14 protein-coding genes are annotated in these 18955 nt (G+C 66.0%); 8 read left to right on the top strand and 6 right to left on the bottom strand.

Annotated features, from left to right (window positions below):
* Window positions 1-27 precede the first annotated feature (27 nt).
* A complete protein-coding gene (locus tag N5B55_RS02540; RefSeq protein WP_304539033.1) occupies window positions 28-1293 on the bottom strand; it encodes a flavin-dependent oxidoreductase in 1266 nt (421 codons plus the stop codon).
* Between the two features lie 176 nt (window positions 1294-1469).
* Here N5B55_RS02540 and N5B55_RS02535 point away from each other — a divergent pair, with 176 nt between their 5' ends.
* The 4 genes from N5B55_RS02535 to N5B55_RS02520 all read left to right on the top strand — a co-directional run bounded on the left by N5B55_RS02535 (window position 1470) and on the right by N5B55_RS02520 (window position 5796).
* Window positions 1470-2192, top strand: a complete 723-nt coding sequence (locus N5B55_RS02535; protein ID WP_065856856.1) for a GntR family transcriptional regulator — start codon at window positions 1470-1472, stop codon at window positions 2190-2192.
* A 46-nt stretch (window positions 2193-2238) separates the two neighbouring features.
* Window positions 2239-2916 carry a DUF2848 domain-containing protein gene (locus N5B55_RS02530; protein WP_178959401.1) on the top strand — a complete coding sequence of 226 codons (678 nt, stop codon included), beginning with the start codon at window positions 2239-2241 and terminating at the stop codon, window positions 2914-2916.
* Between the two features lie 27 nt (window positions 2917-2943).
* Window positions 2944-4302, top strand: a complete 1359-nt coding sequence (locus N5B55_RS02525; RefSeq protein WP_304539031.1) for an amidase — start codon at window positions 2944-2946, stop codon at window positions 4300-4302.
* Between the two features lie 171 nt (window positions 4303-4473).
* Complete coding sequence (locus N5B55_RS02520) at window positions 4474-5796, top strand: MFS transporter (RefSeq protein WP_304539030.1); 1323 nt, start codon at window positions 4474-4476, stop codon at window positions 5794-5796.
* A gap of 327 nt (window positions 5797-6123) precedes the next feature.
* On the opposite strand, the gene N5B55_RS02515 is transcribed toward N5B55_RS02520, so the two are convergent.
* Together N5B55_RS02515 and N5B55_RS02510 are read right to left on the bottom strand one after the other, a co-directional pair.
* Window positions 6124-7536 (bottom strand): methyl-accepting chemotaxis protein, encoded by a 1413-nt coding sequence (locus N5B55_RS02515; RefSeq protein ID WP_304539029.1) that lies wholly within the window; start codon window positions 7534-7536, stop codon window positions 6124-6126.
* A gap of 149 nt (window positions 7537-7685) precedes the next feature.
* Window positions 7686-10409 (bottom strand): sensor domain-containing protein, encoded by a 2724-nt coding sequence (locus N5B55_RS02510; protein ID WP_304539746.1) that lies wholly within the window; start codon window positions 10407-10409, stop codon window positions 7686-7688.
* A 170-nt stretch (window positions 10410-10579) separates the two neighbouring features.
* On the opposite strand from N5B55_RS02510, the gene N5B55_RS02505 reads away from it, so the two are divergent.
* Window positions 10580-11755 (top strand): alpha-D-ribose 1-methylphosphonate 5-triphosphate diphosphatase, encoded by a 1176-nt coding sequence (locus N5B55_RS02505; protein ID WP_304539028.1) that lies wholly within the window; start codon window positions 10580-10582, stop codon window positions 11753-11755.
* Between the two features lie 8 nt (window positions 11756-11763).
* Complete coding sequence (locus N5B55_RS02500; protein WP_304539027.1) at window positions 11764-12552, top strand: DUF1045 domain-containing protein; 789 nt, start codon at window positions 11764-11766, stop codon at window positions 12550-12552.
* Here the strand turns inward: N5B55_RS02500 and N5B55_RS02495 are convergent.
* The 3 genes from N5B55_RS02495 to N5B55_RS02485 form a co-directional block, all read right to left on the bottom strand.
* Window positions 12542-13354 carry a hypothetical protein gene (locus N5B55_RS02495; RefSeq protein ID WP_304539026.1) on the bottom strand — a complete coding sequence of 271 codons (813 nt, stop codon included), beginning with the start codon at window positions 13352-13354 and terminating at the stop codon, window positions 12542-12544. The two genes, N5B55_RS02500 and N5B55_RS02495, sit on opposite strands and share 11 nt — an antisense overlap.
* Window positions 13355-13373: 19 nt before the next feature.
* Window positions 13374-13763, bottom strand: a complete 390-nt coding sequence (locus tag N5B55_RS02490) for a hypothetical protein (RefSeq protein ID WP_012761272.1) — start codon at window positions 13761-13763, stop codon at window positions 13374-13376.
* A 212-nt stretch (window positions 13764-13975) separates the two neighbouring features.
* Window positions 13976-15163 (bottom strand): MFS transporter, encoded by a 1188-nt coding sequence (locus N5B55_RS02485; RefSeq protein ID WP_304539025.1) that lies wholly within the window; start codon window positions 15161-15163, stop codon window positions 13976-13978.
* A 155-nt stretch (window positions 15164-15318) separates the two neighbouring features.
* Between N5B55_RS02485 and ku the strand changes: the two genes are divergently transcribed.
* A complete protein-coding gene (gene ku / locus N5B55_RS02480; protein ID WP_304539024.1) occupies window positions 15319-16233 on the top strand; it encodes a non-homologous end joining protein Ku in 915 nt (304 codons plus the stop codon).
* Window positions 16234-16251: 18 nt separating this feature from the next.
* Window positions 16252-18855, top strand: a complete 2604-nt coding sequence (gene ligD / locus N5B55_RS02475; RefSeq protein ID WP_304539023.1) for a DNA ligase D — start codon at window positions 16252-16254, stop codon at window positions 18853-18855.
* Window positions 18856-18955: the final 100 nt, after the last annotated feature.

The following is an 18955-nucleotide window of genomic DNA, read 5'->3' as shown; positions in this document are numbered from 1 at the left end:
TTCTTGGCGTTTGAACGTACAGGGCCTTCAGGCACGGCCCGGCATGGGCGGCTGATCGCGCAGCGATTGCGGATCGAAACCGGCCAGTTTTTTATAGCGCATCGCAATCCCTTCCAGCTCGGCGCGCGGGATCACGTCCTCGATGCGCGCAAAGCCCTGAGGGGCGCGTTCATGCGCGAGTTGCATGACCTGCTCCGGCCCGTTGAGGCGGTTGCGCAGCACGATGCCAGCCGTGCGCGGCAGGCGGTCGGCCTCGTATTCACGCAGGGCAACGCCGGTGTCGCGCGTGGCGAGCAGGCAGTCGACCAGCGCACGGGCATCGAGAATCGCCTGCGCGCTGCCATTCGAGCCGATCGGATACATCGGGTGCGCCGCGTCGCCCAGCAGCGTGACGCGGCCGAAGGTCCAGCGCGGCAGCGGGTCTTTGTCGACCAGCGGGAATTCGTACACGGCCTGCGCGCCGTCGATCAAGGCGGGAATGTCGATCCAGTTCCATTTCCAGTCGGCGAAGGCGCTGCGGAAGATCGCGCGGTCGACCTCGCGGTTCCAGTCGCTGCGCGGCGGCGCCTCGTCGGGCACGCGCAGCTCGGCAATCCAGTTGATGCGCGAGCGGCCCTGCTGGCGCAGCGGTTCGGAGATCGGATAGGCGACGAACTTCTGGTCCTGATGGCCCGCCATGAACATGGTGCGGCCATCGAGATACGGCTCGGCTTCAGTGACGGCGCGCCACAGCATGCGGCCCGCAAAGCGCGGTGCATCGCCCGTCGGGTAGAAATGCCGGCGTACGGCCGAGTGAATGCCATCGGCACCGATCAGCACGTCGGCTGAGGATTCGACAACGGTGTCGTTGGTGCGATCACGCAGCGTGAAGCGCACGGGGCCGCCTTTCTCGCCTGTCGATTGAACCGCTTCGAAGGTGTGACCAAGGCGGATGCAATCCGCACCGAGCCGCTCAATCACGGCATCGGCCAGGGCCATCTGGAATTCGCCGCGATGGATGGAGAACTGCGGCCAGTCATACCCGGCGGCCAACCCGCGCGGCTCGTGCCAGATCGGCTGGCCGAAACGGTTGTAGTAAGCCAGTGCCGAAGTACGAATCGCCAGCGCGCTCAGCGTGTCTTCCAGCCCCAGCTCGCACAACTGGCGCGCAGCGTGCGGCAGCAGGTTGATGCCAACGCCCAGCGGCCGCAGCGTCTGCACGGCCTCCCACACTTCGACTTCAAAACCCTGCCGCTCGGCCATCAACGCGAGCGTCAAGCCGCCGATGCCCGCCCCGATGACGGCGATCTTCATGGCTGTCTCCCTGAAATTTGTTGCAGTCTATAACGAATCTCAACGGCATCACGCCAGGGGCATATCAGGGCAAATACCTAGACAAAGACCGCTGAAAGCAGCGCGTTGTACCCTTGACGCTCTGTGAGATATCACAATACCATCACTCGACTTTTACACGAATCGAGGTCGCTTCCATGTCGCGTCCGATCAAGCTGGTTTCCGGTTCCGCCCAAACCGCGCCGGCATCTGCACCGTTTGCCGTCGAACCTGCTGCGCATGCGCCCAAGGGCGCCGCCATGCGTGAACTCGCCTACAACGAGATCAAGCGCCGCATCATGGCGTGCGAATTCCGCCCCGGCGAGCCGCTCAACGAAGCGCAACTCGGCGCGCTGCTGGGGCTGGGCCGCACGCCCATCCACCAGGCGCTGCATCGGTTGGAGGTGGAGGGGCTGGTGCAGATCCTGCCGCGCAAGGGCGTGCTGGTGACGCCACTGTCGCTCAACGACGTGCTCGACATGATCGAGGTGCGCGCCACCAACGAGATCCTGTGCGTAACGCTGGCCGCCGAGCGCGCCCACCCGGCGGATTTCGAAGCCATGCGCGCCATCGTCGATGCATCGCCCGCGCTGATCGAACACCGTGACATTGCCGCGCTGGCCGCGCTGGACCTCAAGTTCCACCTCGCCATTTCCGCGGCCTCGCGCAACCGCGTGCTGGCTGAATTGCTGCGCGGCCTGCACGAAAAGCAGGCGCGCTTCTGGTTCCTGTCGCTGTCAGAGCCGCAACACCTGCAGAACGTTTACGACGAGCACCTTGCCGTGCTCGATGCGCTGGAGCGCCGCGACGTGCCTGCAGCGCGCGAGGCCATTCGCGAGCACATCGACGAGTTCCGCCGCACGATCATCCGCACGCTCTGATCCCGATTTCCCCCCGTTTGTTGTTCCCGCCCCTTCCGGATTCCGCATGACCACGCTGCACCTGAACCTGATTGGCCACGGCCCCATCGACGTGACCGTAGACCACCTTGTCATTGCCGGCTGGACCGGCCGCGATGCGCAAGCCGTTGAACACCACATCGCCGAGCTTGAAGCGATCGGCGTGGCGCGTCCGGCGCGCGTGCCGTGCTTCTACCGCGTGTCGGCCTCGCTGCTGACCACCGACGCCACCGTGGAGATTCCTGGCGCCGATTCGTCCGGCGAAGCGGAATTCGTGCTGTATTCCACGCCGATGGGCCTGCTGGTCGGCATTGGTTCGGACCACACGGACCGCAAGGTCGAAGCCTATGGCGTGACCGTCTCCAAGCAGATGTGCGCCAAGCCCGTAAGCCGCGACGTGTGGCGCTTCGAAGCGCTGGCCGATCATTGGGACAGCCTGCAGATGAAGACCTGGCGCACCCGCGACGGCCAGACCGCGCTGTACCAGGAAGGCGGCGTCACCCGCATGCTCGACCCGCGCGACCTCATCCGCCGCTACACCGGCAACGGCACGCTGCCGGTCGGCACCGCTATGTTCTGCGGCACGCAGCCCATCATCGGCGAACTCGGTTTCGGCGAGGCCTTCGACATGGCCCTGATCGACCCCGTGTCGGGCACCGAGTTGCGCCATCGCTATGCTGTCGACACGCTGCCTGTTGAAGGCTGAAGCGCCCCACCTCACGGAGATCACCGCATGATGACGCCCCGCCCGAACATGATCCGCTCGCTGGCCGCTGCCCTGGCCGCCGGCCGCACCACCAGCGTCGCGCTGACCGAAGCCGCGCTGGAGCGCGCCGAGTCGCATCGCGCCGCAGGCGGGACCGCCTATGTAAGCATCGACGAGCAAGCCGCGCTGGCCATGGCGCGCGCCGCTGATGCCGCGCGTGCTGCGGGCAATGTGCCCTCGCTGCTGGCCGGGTTGCCTGTGTCGATCAAGGATCTGTTTGACGTGGCGGGTCAGGTGACGGCGGCCGGTTCGCGCGCATTGGCGGACCAGCCGCGCGCCACTGCCGATGCGGCTGCCGTGGCACGCCTGCGCGCGGCCGGCGCCGTGCTGCTGGGCCGCACCAACATGAGCGAATTCGCGTTCTCCGGACTGGGGCTGAACCCGCACTACGGCACGCCGCGCACGCCAGCGGACGGCGCACGTGCAGCGGGCGGCTCCACGTCGGGCGGCGCCGTCACCGTTGCGGGCGGCATGGCCGTGGCGGCGCTGGGCACGGATACCGGCGGCTCGATCCGCATTCCCTCTGCGTTCTGCAATCTGACCGGCTTCAAGCCCACCGCGCGCCGCGTCCCGATGACGGGCGGCGTGCCGCTGTCCACGTCGCTCGATTCCGGCGGCCCGCTCGCCAACTCGGTCGACTGCTGCGCAATCGTCGACGCCGTGCTGAGCGGCGAGTCAGGCAGCGACGCGTTCGACACCGCCGCCGTGCCGCTGGCCGGACTGCGCTTCGGCGTCACGCAGGACTATGTCGGTGCGGATCTCAACAACACGGTCGCCGTTGCATTCAACCGCGCTGTTGAACAGCTCGAACGTGCCGGCGCGCACATCGTGCGTTTTGAATTTCCCGAGCTGCTGCAACTGCCCGAGATCAACAGCGGCGGCGGCTTCTCGGCCGCGGAATCCTGGGCATGGCATCGTTCGCTGCTCGCGCGTGCGGAAGCCCAGTACGACCCGCGCGTCGCCACGCGCATCCGCCGTGGTGAACAGATGAGCGCGGCCGCATACATCGATGTGATCAACGCACGCGCACGCATGATCGCCGCCGCTCGCAAGCGCCTGGGCAACTTCGATGCATGGCTGATGCCGACGGTTGCCATCGTGCCGCCCGAGGTCGCCCCGCTTGAAGCGGACGACGCAGCCTTCTTCCGCGTCAACGCCCTCGCGCTGCGCAATCCGAGCGTGATCAATTTCCTGGACGGCTGCGCGCTGACGCTGCCGGTACACGCGGCCGGTGAACTGCCGGTCGGTCTGTCGCTTTGCGGTCTCGCCAACGACGACGCGCGCATCCTGCGCGTCGGTCGGGCGGTGGAGGCTGCCCTGCGTTGATCGACTAGCCAGAACATTCGCCGCCGGCGTCCGGGCCACGCAGGCGGTTCCCCAAGCCAAGCCGAAAAAAAAGGCGCGCTGTAGACGCGCCAGGCCCAACGCATGCCTGCGTTTCGTAAAACACAGCAGCACACGAAGCGCAGGCGCCCTCACACGCTATTGGAGGAAACCATGTCGCAAACCCAAGCCTTGCCGGCCCACCCGACGGATCCGGCCAGCCGCCCACTCCCCAGCAGCGAGCTGGATGCCACCTACCGCCGCATTGCGTACCGCCTGGTGCCGTTTTTGGTGGTGTTGTTCATCCTCGCGTGGATCGACCGCGTCAACGTCGGCTTCGCCAAGCTCTCGATGCTGCAGGATCTGCAATTCAGCGAAGCGGTGTACGGCCTGGGCGCCGGCATCTTCTTCATTGGCTACTTCCTGTTTGAAGTGCCGAGCAACCTGCTGCTGGAAAAGATCGGCGCACGCAAGACGCTGGCACGCATCACCATCCTCTGGGGCCTGGCCTCGATGGCGATGATCTACGTGAAGACGCCGACCACGTTCTATGTGATGCGCTTTCTGCTGGGCATCTTTGAAGCCGGGTTTTTCCCCGGCGTGGTGCTGTATCTGACGTACTGGTTTCCCTCCGCACACCGCGCGCGTATCAACGGCCTGTTCATGACTTCGTTTGCAATTGCGGGCGTGGTGGGCGGCCCGATTGCCGGTTTCATCATGAGCCGCATGGAAGGCGTGGGCCACCTCGCCAACTGGCAATGGCTGTTCCTGCTGGAGGGCATTCCGTCCGTGCTGGCCGGCTTTGCCGTGCTTGCGTGGCTGCCCGAAACGCCTCGACAGGCCAAATGGCTTTCCGCCGCCGAGCAAGACGCCGTCGTTCGCGCCGTTGAAGCGGAGAATCGCGACCCCGCCAAGCATGCCTCATTTGGTGCGGCACTCGCCAACCCCCGCGTGTGGGTCTGCGCATCCATCTACTTCTGCGTGGTCAGCGGCAATGCCACCATCGCGTTCTGGACGCCGTCGATCATTAAGGAGCTGGGCGTGCAGGGCAATTTCCAGATCGGCCTGATCGCGGCCATTCCGTTCATCGCCGGCACGATCGCGATGGTCTGGAACGGCGCGCATTCCGACCGTACGGGCGAGCGCCGCATGCACTGCGCCATTGCGGCCGTCATCGCAGCCGCCGGCTTGGTCGCAACAGGCGCACTGCTCGGCTCGCCGGCGCTCGCGCTGATCTCGCTCACCGTCGCCGCCATCGGCATCCTCGCCGCGTTCCCGGTGTTCTGGTCGATCCCCGCTGTCTTCCTGGCCGGCACCGCTGCCGCAGGCGGCATCGCCCTCATCAACTCCATCGGCAACCTCGCCGGCTTCGTCGCGCCGTACATGATCGGCTGGCTGAAGACCAGCACCGGCCACCTCTCCGCCGGCCTCTACTTCGTAGCCGCGCTGGAGCTGGGCGCCGCCGTCCTGGTCATCCTGGGCACGCGCAAACACTAAGCACGCAGATGAACCATCGCGGCCAACTCCCGCTCCGCGATGGTTTGGCCGTTGACGTTCCTGCCCTAGATGGCGCCTTGAATTTCTGTTGCAGGGAGGAAAAGGGAAGGAGGCCTGTCTGAGCGCAGCGAGTTTGCCTCCTTCCCCTCCCTGCGACAGAAATTCAAGGAGGGGGTCGCTATCTCGGGCGCGCCTTTCTTTGCTTACCTTTCTTTGGCAAGACAAAGAAAGTAAGTCGGCCCCGGCAGGGGACGAAACCAGGGATGCACCAGGACCCGCAGAAACCCACGCGCGAGGTTCCAAACCTTACCCCCGGCGTTACGCACCTTAGCCGGCCACCTTGTAGCCCATCCGGAACCCACCCCAGTGGCGGCCCTTGACGTAAATCGGCGCCGACACATCCTTCATCATCGCAAACGTCCCGTTCCCCATATCGCGACGATACGTCTGCAACAGGAACGCCTCGGTATTGCGCGCCGCCCCCAGCCCCGTGCGATCGGTGAACAGCCGGCGGTTGCGGCTGTTGGCCGCATTCCAGACCGGATCACTCCCCTGCGGCTGCGAGAACTTCAGGTTGTGCGTCGGCAGGTAGCCGTTGGTGTCGACCGCCGCGCAGAACACCACACGCGAATCCAGTTTGAGCAGCGGTTCCTGCACCGCTGGCAGCACGCGATCCGTGAACGCCGTAAACCGCGTCATGTGCTGCGGCGGGTCGGTATTCGGCACGGGCACATAGTCGCGGTCAAACAGATCACTTTCGCTGATATCGCCGCGCGCCAGCGCCGATTCAAACAACGCGCTGATCTTGCTGGCCGCCGTTTGCACCGCCTCGATGAACGGCGTATCGGCACTCTGCACACCGGTTGAAGCCGTCAACCGGATCAACGTTTCCGAAGCGCCCAGCAGCCCCGACAGTTGCCGCTGCGCGTTGTCGATGTTGTGGCTCGATTGCTTCACACCCTCGGCCATCGCCTCCACCTCACGCGCGAGGGATGCGCATTCGTCTTCGATGGCGGCGGTGGATTCCGCGATGCTCGTGGCCTCGACGTCGAAGCGCGCGATGGCCTCGCCCGCCACGCCAATCACGGCGCCAATCGCCTGCGTGCCGGCATCCACGCGCTGGGCGCGCGCCACGTTGACGCTGCTGTCGCCGATCAGCTTGTCGGTCTGACCCGACAAGTCCGCCAAGGTGGTTTCGATACGCTGCGTTGCTTCGGCGGTCTGCCCGGCAAGCTGCTTCACCGCACCCGCGACCACTGCAAAGCTGCGGCCCGATTCCCCCGCACGTGCGGCTTCGATGGCCGCGTTGATCGCGAGCAGATTGGTCTGCTTGGCGATCTGCGAAATCTGTTCGGACGCCTGCGCGACATGGATCAGCGCCTCACGCAGCGCAGCAATCTGCTGCTCCATGCTCGCCACCCCCACGGCAAGCTCGCGAATGTCGCGCAGCGATGCATCGACCGTTGCACGTGAGCCGCTCACCTCTTCGCTGGCGTGCGATGCGACTTCGCGCGCATGCCGCGCCGCCACCGCGATGTCGTGGTTGCCGCGCATGGTGACATCGGCTGCGTTGCGCAGCTGGTCGAACACGCTGGCCTGCCGGCGCAGGCGCACGGCCACGTCTTCCACGTTGCCGGAGACTTCACAGATGCCCATGCCGACGCGGCCGGCCTCTTCGGCAATGCGGGCAACAAGGTCGGGAGAGACTTTCGGGCCGCGGCCCCAGGCGAATGGCTTCACGTGCGGTTGTCTCCGGTTGTCGTTGTTGTATGCGCCTTCGCACGCATGGCGAAGCGGCCCTCTACAGGTGTATCGGCACAGGTGAATGCGCGCTTGAGCGACGCTACCCGCACTGACTTACGCGGGCATTACAGGCGTACTGCCCAGCACTAAGCCTGCGCGGGGCGGTTGCGGCGCAGCCGTGCCTCGTAGGCGGGGGCCGTCATGGGCGGACCAAACAGGAAGCCCTGCAACTTGTCGCACCCGGCGGCTTGCAGGAATTCGGCCTGCTCCAGCGTCTCGACACCCTCTGCAGTGACCGTCATGTCGAGCGAGGCGGCCATGGCGACGATGGCGCGCGAGATCACCACGGAATCGCGATGGCGCGGAATGCCCGAGACGAACGAGCGATCCACTTTCAGGTTGTCGATCGGGAAGCGCTGCAGATACGACAGCGACGAATACCCCGTCCCAAAGTCATCGATCGAGATGCGAATGCCCAATGCCGTGAGCGCATCGAGCACCGGCATCACGGCGGCGGTGTCGCGCATGAGCAGGCCTTCGGTAATCTCCATCTCCAGCGCGCTCGCTGGCAGTCCGGCCTCGGTCAGGCACCGCGAGATGGTCGGCACCAGCCCCTCGCCAAACTGGCGCGGCGACAGGTTCACGGCGACGAAGAAATCCGGCATGCAGGTGGCGCGCCAATGCGCGGCCTGATGACACGCCTGTGCCAGCACCCATTCACCGATGTCCCCGATGAGCCCCGCATCTTCAGCCACCGGAATGAATTCGGCCGGCGACACCTCGCCCAGCTCGGTGCTGTGCCAGCGCAGCAGCACTTCAGCACCGACGATGTCCATCGATGTGGCGTCGACGATGGGCTGGAAGCGCAGCGACAACTCGCCGGCGGCCAGTGCACGGCGCAGGTGGTATTCCAGCTGGAAGCGCCGCTGCGCACGCTGCGACAGGCGCGCGGTGTACACGCGATGCTGATTGCGGCCGTTCTGCTTGGCGTTGTACATGGCGGCATCCGCACAGCGCAGCAGCGTGGCGGCATCGTTGCCGTGTTCCGGGTACACCGCAATGCCGATCGACGCGCCCAGGTAGTACTCGGTGCCGCCCGTCGAAAACGGCTGCGCGATCGAATGGACGATGCGCTTGGCCAGGCGCTCGGCCTCGCCCAGCGAGCGCACGTTGTCGAGCAGCACGACAAATTCATCGCCGCCGAGACGCGCCAGCGTATCGCTCTGGCGCACGCAGGCCGAGAGGCGTTGCGCGACGATGCGCAGCAGGTGGTCGCCCGCTTCATGACCAGCGGTGTCATTCACTTTCTTGAAACCATCCAGATCCAGGAACAACACGGCGACTTGGCGCGCCTCGCTGGCCTGGCTGGCGGCCTGCTCCATCACCGCCTGCATGCGCTGCGAGAAATACGCGCGGTTATACAAACCGGTGAGCGCATCCCGCTGCGCGAGGAACGTGAGCTGCTGCTGGGCCGCGCGCGCCGGCCCGATATCGTTGAACGAGATCAGCACGGCCGAGGGAGCATCGTCGCCGGGGCGCACGATGGGCAACACGTTCTCGTGCACCCACACCACATCGCCGTCCACGAGTTCAAGGCCGACGGTCAAGCCGAGCAGCGGCCGGCCGGTGGCCAGTACCACGCGGGTCGGACGTTCGTTGAGCGGGATCTCAGTGCCGTCTTCGCGCAACGATCGCCGCATCAGCGCCAGGTGACTGGTGCCCACGGGCGACACGTTGCCCGCCCGCAGAATGCGGCGCGCGCTCGGGTTGCACGCGAGGATGGTGCCGTCGGCGGCCTGCACGACAATGCCTTCGGTCAGGTTGTCGACGGCCAGGCGGTAGCGTTCTTCGCTCTCCTGCAGATCGCGCGCAATATGCGCTTTCTGCACCGCCACGCCGATGATGTCGGTAATGCCTTCGAGCAGCCCCATGGCGTCGCGCGTGGGCGCCCGCGGGGTGTCGTAGTAAATGCCCATCGCGCCGATCATCTGCGCGTTGTCGCCGCGGATGGGCGTCGACCAGCACGCGCGCAGGCCTAGCGGCGCGACGATGTCGCGGTAGCCGTCCCAGAGCGGGTCGGTGTCGATGTCTTCCACCACCACGGTCTTGTTCAGGAACATGGCAGTGCCGCACGAACCGACCGCTGGACCGATCGCGATCCCGACCAGCACCTGGGAGAGCATGAACGGCAGCGACGGCGCCACGGCCTGCGTCACGTGCTCGCCATCGCTGCTCAGCAGGACCGAACACTTGGCGCCATCGTCAAGGAGTGCCTCGACGAGCCGGCATACCTCGGCCAGCAGGTCCGGCAGCGGCACGTTGCGCGAGCTGAGTTCGAGTACGGTCTTTTCGCAGCGCAGCAATTCCTTCGCGCGAGCAGTCTCGGCCGCCAGCGCCCGGTAATTGGCTTCGGATTCGCGCAGGGCCTGTTCGGCCTGCTTGCGCTGCGTGATGTCGCGTGCCACCACCTGGATGGCGGTGCGCCAGCCGAGCTGCACCGGCGCGGAAAGCACCTCGACCTCCACCGGCGTGCCATCGCAGCGCAGCAAGGTCTGCTCGACGGGCGGCAAGCCTGCGCCATGCGCGAACATCCACTCGCGGCGCTGCCGTGCAAGTTCCACCGAGTTGTCGTGCACGAACTCGTTCAGCTCGCGCCCGACGATATCGCGCGCCGATTGCGCCCCAAACAGGCGAACGCCCGCCTCGTTGACGAAAACGATGATGTCGTCCGCCACGATGTACAACGCATCCGGCATTTGCCGGACGAGCGCTTCGTAGCGGTCGTCAGCGAGCGGCAGCGGCCTCGGGTTGTCCTGTTCGATCACATCCGGTTCAGGACGGTCAGGCCGCTCTGCAGAGGTGGCGTCCATATCTGGGGTGTTTTTCACGATATCGACCATCGTGTCGGGAAAGTTAAGGCGTTTGGCTGCCTTTCCCCACTTCAGAGTGGGGCAAATGGCCGATGTGCGGATAAGCGGCACACAGGTTGCGGCACAATGCCTGCACGGTGTTCCTGCGCATCTGATCGCACATTGGCCCTATGCAATCGTTTTCGTCCTCCGTCGGGCACGTGGCTGGCCTGATCTCGCGACGCTCCCTCTTGCCCGGGGGCCTGGCTGAGGCCGCGGTGCATTTTTGCGACGGGCAGATCTCCGCGTGTGACGCCAACCCGACCCGCGGCATGATCGACTGCGGCGACCTGCTCGTCCTGCCCGGCATCGTCGATCTGCACGGCGACGCGTTCGAGCGCGCCGTCATGCCGCGCCCCGGTGTGTCCTTTCCCTACGAGACTGCCCTGGCCGACGTTGACGGCCAACTGCTTGCCAACGGCATCACCACCGAATTCCACGGGGTGACCTATTCCTGGGAAGGCGGCCTGCGCGGCCGCGCCTATGCGCTGCGCATGCTGGACACCCTCGACGCGATGCGCCCGCACCTGGGCGCGCAGCACCTGATGCACTTGCGTTTCGAGCTGCATCACGCGGATGGCGCCGCCGACGCGCTCGCCTGGATGGACGCCGGCCGCGTGCACTTCCTGTCGTTCAACGATCACCTGCCGATGATGCGCGACAAGCTGGGCGACGCGCGCAAGCTCGCACAATACGCCGATCGCGCCGAGTGCGACATCGACACATTCCTGGCCCGTTTGAATGCTGCGGCAGCCAATGCGACGAGGCTCAACGAGGTGACCGGAACGCTCGCCCGGGCGGCACAGCAACGCGGCATCTGCATGGCTTCACACGATGAACCCGACATCGCCACGCGTAATACCTTCCACGCGCACGGCTGCACGGTCACGGAGTTTCCGTTGACCGAGGATGTCGCGCGGGCAGCGCGCGCGCATGGCGGACATACCGTCTTCGGGGCGCCCAACGTGGTGCGTGGCGGCAGCCACCATGGCGCGCCGAATGCCTCGGCCATGGTGGCGGCGGGCCTGGGTACCGTGCTGGCGTCCGACTATTACTACCCTGCCCTGCTGGCAGCCCCGTTCAAGCTCGCCGAGCGCGGCGTGGTGCCACTGGCCGAGGCATGGGCGCTGGTGGCCTCGAACCCGGCCGAAGCCGCGGGCCTGGCGGATCGCGGCGCGCTCGCGCCTGGGCTGCGCGCCGATGCCATCGTGGTGGATGACCGCCGTCCCGGGCTGCCGCGCGTGGTAGCGGCCGTGGTGGGCGGACGGCTGCGCCATGCCGCCGGGCAGTTGCCGCTGATCGGCTGAGCCCCGCCATGGCGCAGGCACCGGCACCCTTATCGCGATCGACGCCCGCCGCCTGGCGATATGCGCTGTACCTGCTGCCGCCGGAGCCCTGGTACGGGCTGGGCACATGCTGGCTCGGCCGCTGCGCCCGCACCAACACGGCCATCTCCGCAGATCAGCGCGAGGCATTTGTGCGCGAAGCCGGCATCGACCTCGCAACGCTCGACCGCTGGACTGAAGCGCCGCGCCAGTACGGCCTGCACGCGACGTTCAAACCGCCGTTCCGCCTGGCAAGCGACCGTACGGTCGATGAGCTGGACGCCGCGCTGCGCGGTTTTGCACTGCAGCAGCAGGCCTTCACCATCGAGCCGGCCCTGCACACGCTGCGCGGCTTCCTGGCCTGGCGGCTGCGTCATGGCGATCCTGCCCGCGACACGCTCCACGCATTCGCCGATGCGTGCGTCAGCGAATTCGACGCCTTCCGCGCACCGCCACCGCCCGCAGAACTCGCGCGGCGCCGTCGCGTCGGCCTGTCGGACGCGCAGGAGCGTCATCTGCAGCGCTGGGGCTATCCGTATGTGTTCGGTACGTTCACGTTCCACATCACGCTGACCGGCCGGCTCGACCATGCCGAGCAGCTTGCGTGTTATCGCGCATTGGAAGCGACGCGCGTGGTGCTGCCAGCCGCCATGCCCATCGACCACATCGCGTTGTTCTCGCAGGCTGCGCCGGAAGCGCCTTTCAACGTGGTGCGTGTGTATTGGTTTGACGGCAGCACCGAAGACTTCAGCGCTCCACACGGCACGCCTAGCGCTTGAGTTCGACCACGTCGATCACCTGCGTCTGGCCGTGCTGCTCGACCTCCTGGCGCATGACGACGGCCGCTTCCGGGCAATACCAATCGGTGATGTGTGCAACGGTGGGATCGGGCTCGAGCGTTTCATTGCCCAGCCGCAGCACCCCGAGGCGCGCGGTGCGCGTGTAGCGGATCGGCCGGCACTGCAACTGGCCGACCACGGTGTTCATCGACTGAGGCGGCCCGACCTCGCGCTCCGACACCTCCACCTTGGCGCGCTCGGCCCGCATGCGCCCGACGGAAATTCCCAGCCGCGGCGACACCACATCGAAATCGAAGCTCGATTCGTACGTGTCGCCGGGCAGCATCTGGGCTTCAGGCGCCAGGCCGGCGCCGTACAGAAACATGCCCGAGATGGCGGTGCTGACGGTGCCGACAAGATCGGCATGTTCGCTTTGCGCAAACACGCGGCCATTGATGCTGACGATGCGCGTGACCACGCCAGCTTCGTCCACCAGCAGCTGGTGCTCCTGCACCGTCTCGATGGGGCGGCCGCCCAGCGCCACCAAGCCCGATTTGGCGTAGATGTGCAGGCCGATTTCGCAGCCGTCCTGCATGTCGTGACTGACATCGTGCACCGTGAACTCGACAATCATCGGCGTCTTGCCGTTGCCATCCAGGCGCACGCGGCTGCCGTCATGCACCCACGGCGCGGAGCACAGCCCCGCTGCCTGCGCCGGCAACGCCAACGCAATCGCCGCCGCGGCGGCGCCGTTCCATAAAGAAAAACGCCGATGCATCGGGCGATGCATCAGCGTCTTCATGAACCCGATCGGCACGGGCTTACTGCTTGGGCGCGTCCTTCTTGTTGGCACCCTCGCTGTACGGGTCGAACTTGCCGCCGGCCTTGGCGCCCTGGCTGTACGGATCGAACTTCTCGCCGGCCTTGGCGCCCTGGGTGTACGTGTCGTACTTGCCCTTCTCTACATTGGCCGGCTGAGCGCCGGGGTTGAGCGCACTGGCGGTGCTGTCGTTCTTGTTGGCGCCTTGCGAATACGGGTCGAACTTGTCGCCGGCCTTCGCTCCTTGCTGGTACGGATCGAACTTGTCGCCGACTTTTGCGCCTTGGCTATAGGGGTCGAACTTCTTCTGGTCAGTCTGCGCGTGGGCCACGGTGCCGACGGCGGCTACGACAGCGACCGCTGCCACGAGGGTAAGACGTTTGTACGGCATCTGAAGCTCCTTTCCTATGGGTCGTTTGGGCTGGTCAAATCAAATGGAGCAGCCTCGTTTTGAACGCATCCCGATGTCGTGCGCAACTTGGACGTTGGCGCCGGCGCCGGGAAACCCCCTCTCCTCGTCGTACGCTATGGCAAGCGCACAGGAAAGTCAACGCAGAGGAACTGCATATTTTTTGGGCAAATTCGGGCGGCAGCCCGGGGCCGTCAGCGATGTTCCGGCAGGCGGATCGCCCGGGGCCCCGCCAACGCGATCATCGCCATGGTGAGCGCCACCACCGACAGCCCCCAGCGCAGGTCGGAGCGATGCGCAATCAACCCGATGATGACCGGACCGATCAGCAAGCCCACGTAGGCAAAGCGCGCTACGGCGGCAATGCCTTCGGCGGCCGGCACGCCAGGCAGACGCGACGCGGTGATGAAAAAGATCGGCACCATGTTGGCGGCGCCCACACCCATCAGCGCAAAGCCTGTCAGGACAGCCATCGGCGCGGGCCACAACAGGGCAAGCAGGATCCCACCCGTTGCCAGCACGCCACTGGCGCCAAGCACCCGCATGTTTCCCCAGTGCCCGCGTGCGAAATCGCCGCCAAAACGCGCCAGCGCCATTCCGCCCGAAAACGCGGCGTACCCGGCGCTGGCAATGGCTTCGGGCGATTGCGCGATCTCGCGCATGTATACGGTCGTCCAGTCGTACATCGCGCCTTCGCCTACCAACCCCAGGAAGGCCAGCACGCCCAGCAGGAACAGTGTGCGCCCCGTGGTCGGATGTGCCGATTCGCCTTCTGCGTGCATGTGATCGGGCAGCATGAACGGGCCGGCACACAGCGCCGCCGCCATGGTGACGAGCGCCATGCCGCCGCAATGCACGGCCGGTGGCACGCCCAGTTCCAGCAGCACGCCGCCCACGGCCGCTCCTGCCATGCCGCCCAGGCTGAACATGCCGTGCAGCGACGAGATGATCGGCTTGTGATGATTGGCCTCGACCGTGGCCGCTTGCGCGTTCATGGCGACATCGAAGCCGGCGTTCGTGATGCCGAACAGCAGCAGTACCGCCAGCAGTGCCGGGTAGGTCGGCATCAGCATGATGAGCGCGGTCATCACGCCAAATGCCACGCCGCCCTGCACGCTTGCGCGCCGCGTGCCGACGCGCGCCGCCCACTGGCCCGCGAACTTCATCGCGACGATGGCGCCCGCGGCCACCATGAACATCGCCAGAGACAGCGAGGCCTCGGACAACCCGAAGCGCGCCTTCACCGTCGGAATGTGAATGCCCCACGTCGCAAACGTTGCACCGTTGGCGAAAAAGAGCGCCATCGTCGCCGCGCGGGCCGACAAGGGAAGCCGACGGGGCGGCACCGCGCCGGCAGATTGAACGTATTCGGAAGAAGACATGAAGGACTACTGAGAAGAACGCGTGGCGCAAGCGCAGGGCGCCAGAAAGCCACCATGCTACCGCGCCCGGCTGAGGAGCGTATGGCGCCGCCTCAGCCCCGCAGGTATGCCGCTTGCGTCACCACGCTCGAATCCACCGCATCGGGAGACCTGCCATGCCCCGCGTGATCTGGAAGGGCGCCGTGAGCTTCGGCCTCGTCCATATTCCCGTTGCGCTGTATCCGGCAACCCGCAGCGACGACCTCGACTTCGACTGGCTCGACCGCCGCACCATGGACCGCGTCGGCTACAAGCGCATCAACAAGACCACCGGAAAAGAGGTGCCGCGCGAGCAGATTGTGCGCGGCTATGCCTACGAGAAAGACCGCTACGTGATCCTGACCGACGAGGACATCCGCGCGGCCAACCCTGTCTCGACGCAAACGGTCGATTTGCTGACCTTCGTGGATGCGGCGGAGATTCCGTTCCTTTATCTGGATACCCCGTACTTTCTTGCGCCCGACCGGCGCGGCGAAAAAGTCTATGCGCTGCTGCGAGAGGCATTGACGCGCTCGCAGAAGATCGGTGTTGCCAACGTGGTGCTGCACACCAAGCAGCATCTGGCGGCGTTGATTCCCATGGGGCCCGTGCTTGTGCTGCATACGCTGCGCTGGTCCAACGAGGTGCGCGACTGGTCTGAACTCGACTTGCCGGAAGAAGGTGCCAAGGCGGCAAAGCTCACGGCCAAGGAAATCGACATGGCCGAAAAGCTGATCGACGACATGAGCGGCAAGTGGGACCCTGCCGAGTACCACGACACGTTCCGCGACGACATCCTCGGGTTGGTCGATCGCAAAGTGCGCGAAGGCCGCACGGAATCCGTCGAACCGATGGAGACCGAAACCGCTGCACCGCGCAGCGGCAATGTGATCGACCTGACCGACCTGCTGCGCCAGAGCCTCGCCAAGCGGGGCAAGGGCAAAGGCGAGTCAGCCCAAGAAGCTGAAGAAGAACCCGCCCCGCGCAAGCGTGCACCGCGCAAAGCCGCCACGAAGGCGGCGCGCAAGACGGCCACGCGCAAGCGCGCCTAACACGACGGAGCCGACGCCATGCCGCGCCATCTCGCCGACTACCGCAGCAAGCGCGATTTCACGCAGACCCAGGAACCCGCCGGCGCGCGCCGCAAGGCCGACGAACAGCGTGACCATGGCGCCCTGCACTTCGTGATCCAGAAGCACGACGCAACGCGACTGCACTACGACTTCCGGCTGGAACTCGACGGCACGCTCAAGAGCTGGGCCGTCCCCAAGGGCCCGAGCCTGGACCCCGCCGACAAGCGCCTCGCGGTACACGTTGAAGACCATCCGCTGGACTACGCCGATTTCGAAGGCCATATCCCCGAAGGCCAATACGGCGGCGGCGACGTGATTGTGTGGGACCGCGGGACATGGCGCCCGCATGGCGATCCGCGCAAGGCCTACCGCGACGGCAAGCTCAAATTCGACCTCCATGGCGAAAAGCTGCATGGTGCATGGGCGCTGGTGCGCACGCACTTGCACGGCACGGGCAGCCATCCGAAAGAACGGTGGTTGCTGATCAAGGAACGGGACGACCAGGTGCGCGCGTCCAGCGACTACGACGTGACGGAGGCACTGCCCGCGAGCGTGATTACCGGCGAGAACATCGGCTCCAAACCCCGTGGCAAAGCAAAGGCCAAGTCCAGTGACGGCAAGACTGGGCGCTCCGAACCGGCGCAAGTCCAACCGCCCGCCGGTGCCGTGCCCGCCCCGTTGCCCAGAACGCTGGAGCCCCAACTCGCCACGCTCGTCGATGGTCCGCCCGCCCAAGGCGAATGGGACTACGAAGTCAAGTTCGACGGCTACCGCATCCTTGCACGCATTGACGGCGACACGGTGCGCCTGTTCAGCCGCAACGGCCGCGACTGGACGGCGAAGCTGCCCCGTCAGGCGCGCACACTGCAGGCGCTGGGCCTGCGCGAGGCGTGGCTCGACGGCGAAGTCGTGGTGATGGGCGAGCGCGGCGTGCCCGACTTCCAGGCGCTGCAGAACGCCTTTGAAACCGCGCATGCCGAACACATTGCCTACTACCTGTTCGACATTCCGTTCTGCAACGGTATGGACTTGCGCGGCGTGCCGTTGCGGGAGCGGCGAGCGCTGCTTGAGCGCATTCTCAATGCCGCCCCGGGTGACCTGGACCGCGAAGCGGTGCTCTTCTCAGGGACATTTCACGCGGCACCCGAAGACCTGCTGTCTTCCGCGTGCAGCATGTCGCTCGAAGGGGTGATCGGCAAGCGCGCCGATGCGCCGTACCGGGCAGGCCGCAGCCCTGCCTGGATCAAGCTCAAATGCGGGCAGCGGCAGGAATTCGTGATCGGCGGGTACAGTGCGCCCAAGGGCAGCCGCAGCGGCTTCGGCGCGCTGCTGCTCGGCGTGTATGACGACGCGGGCAAGCTGCGCTATGCGGGCCGTGTCGGCACGGGCTTCAACGAGACGAGTCTGCACGCTTTGCACCACGAGCTGACGGGTCTGACCGTCGACACGCCGCCCTTCGCCAATCCGCCCACCGGCAGCGATGCGCGCGACGTGCAATGGGTGAAGCCCGAACGCGTGGCGGAAATCGCCTTTGCCGAATGGACGCGCGAAGGCATCGTGCGGCAAGCGGTGTTTCAAGGTTTGCGCGACGACAAACCCGCGCGCAACATCGTGCGTGAAAAAGCCAAGCCGCCCAGTGCCGCCGCCCGCAAGGAGACCCGCGCCGTGCATGCTACCGAACGCAAGGTACGCCCCGGTGCCGAACGCATCGCGGGTGTGGACGTCACGCATCCGGATCGCGTGATCGAGAAAGCCAGCGGCACCACCAAGGCGGACCTTGCGCGCTATTACGCCGGGGTGGCCGAATGGATGCTGCCGCATCTGCACAATCGGCCGACATCGCTCGTGCGCGCGCCAGACGGCATCGACGGCGAGCGCTTCTTCCAGAAGCATTCCGCCGCGCTCAAGCTGCAGGGCATCACACAGCTGGACCCATCGCTCGACCCGGGGCATCCGTCGCTGCTGGCCATCAACTCGGCCGAGGCACTGGTCGGGGCGGTGCAGATGGGCACGGTGGAATTCCACACCTGGAATGCCCTGGCCGACCGCATCGAACAGCCCGATCGCATCGTCTTCGATATCGACCCAGACCCAGCGCTGCCCTTCGCGCGCGTGATCGAGGCCACGCAGCTCATGCTGGCCATGCTCGATGAACTGGGCCTGAAGGCGTTCCTGAAAACCAGCGGCGGCCACGGCATGCATGTGGTGGTGCCGCTCACGCGCCGCGAAGCCGCCGGCTGGGACACGCTCAAGACCTTCTCGCAAGCGGTGGTGCAACACATGGCCGCGACGTTCCCCGACCGCTTTGTCGCCAAGATGGGCCCGCAGAACCGCGTGGGAAAAATCTTCATCGACTATCTGCGCAACAACCGTGGGGCGAGCACCGTGGCCGCCTACTCGGTGCGCGCGCGGACGGGGCTGCCGGTGTCGGTGCCGATCCGCCATGACGAACTGGAAGGGCTGCAATCGTCTGCGCAGTGGACGCTGCGCACGCTGCCGGATCGCCTCGCCAAGCTCAAGGGCGATCCGTGGGCCGATTATGCCGGCACGCGCCAATCGGTGACGGCCGACATGCGCAAGCGCATCGGTGCCAATGACTGACCCGTCACACATCGGCGTTCCTCAAAGAATTAGGCGGTGAACGGCCCCTTGCTTGTCGGCCGAGGCCCGGGGTTGCTGCGTTAACATGCCTGCGTCTGCA

The organism is Ralstonia pickettii (assembly GCF_030582395.1).
GTDB classification, from domain to species: Bacteria; Pseudomonadota; Gammaproteobacteria; order Burkholderiales; family Burkholderiaceae; genus Ralstonia; species Ralstonia pickettii_D.
The sequence above is the reverse complement of the archived record's forward strand: the minus strand, read 5'-3'. Positions and strand labels throughout refer to the sequence as shown.

What these genes read in the sequence shown, in the direction of transcription:
- N5B55_RS02540 (WP_304539033.1), bottom strand. Translation starts at nt 1,293, where the DNA reads ATGAAGATCGCCGTCATCGGGGCGGGCATCGGCGGCTTGACGCTCGCG.
- N5B55_RS02535 (WP_065856856.1), top strand. Translation starts at nt 1,470, where the DNA reads ATGTCGCGTCCGATCAAGCTGGTTTCCGGTTCCGCCCAAACCGCGCCG.
- N5B55_RS02530 (WP_178959401.1), top strand. Translation starts at nt 2,239, where the DNA reads ATGACCACGCTGCACCTGAACCTGATTGGCCACGGCCCCATCGACGTG.
- N5B55_RS02525 (WP_304539031.1), top strand. Translation starts at nt 2,944, where the DNA reads ATGATGACGCCCCGCCCGAACATGATCCGCTCGCTGGCCGCTGCCCTG.
- N5B55_RS02520 (WP_304539030.1), top strand. Translation starts at nt 4,474, where the DNA reads ATGTCGCAAACCCAAGCCTTGCCGGCCCACCCGACGGATCCGGCCAGC.
- N5B55_RS02510 (WP_304539746.1), bottom strand. Translation starts at nt 10,409, where the DNA reads ATGGACGCCACCTCTGCAGAGCGGCCTGACCGTCCTGAACCGGATGTG.
- N5B55_RS02505 (WP_304539028.1), top strand. Translation starts at nt 10,580, where the DNA reads ATGCAATCGTTTTCGTCCTCCGTCGGGCACGTGGCTGGCCTGATCTCG.
- N5B55_RS02500 (WP_304539027.1), top strand. Translation starts at nt 11,764, where the DNA reads ATGGCGCAGGCACCGGCACCCTTATCGCGATCGACGCCCGCCGCCTGG.
- N5B55_RS02495 (WP_304539026.1), bottom strand. Translation starts at nt 13,354, where the DNA reads ATGAAGACGCTGATGCATCGCCCGATGCATCGGCGTTTTTCTTTATGG.
- N5B55_RS02490 (WP_012761272.1), bottom strand. Translation starts at nt 13,763, where the DNA reads ATGCCGTACAAACGTCTTACCCTCGTGGCAGCGGTCGCTGTCGTAGCC.
- N5B55_RS02485 (WP_304539025.1), bottom strand. Translation starts at nt 15,163, where the DNA reads ATGTCTTCTTCCGAATACGTTCAATCTGCCGGCGCGGTGCCGCCCCGT.
- ku (WP_304539024.1), top strand. Translation starts at nt 15,319, where the DNA reads ATGCCCCGCGTGATCTGGAAGGGCGCCGTGAGCTTCGGCCTCGTCCAT.
- ligD (WP_304539023.1), top strand. Translation starts at nt 16,252, where the DNA reads ATGCCGCGCCATCTCGCCGACTACCGCAGCAAGCGCGATTTCACGCAG.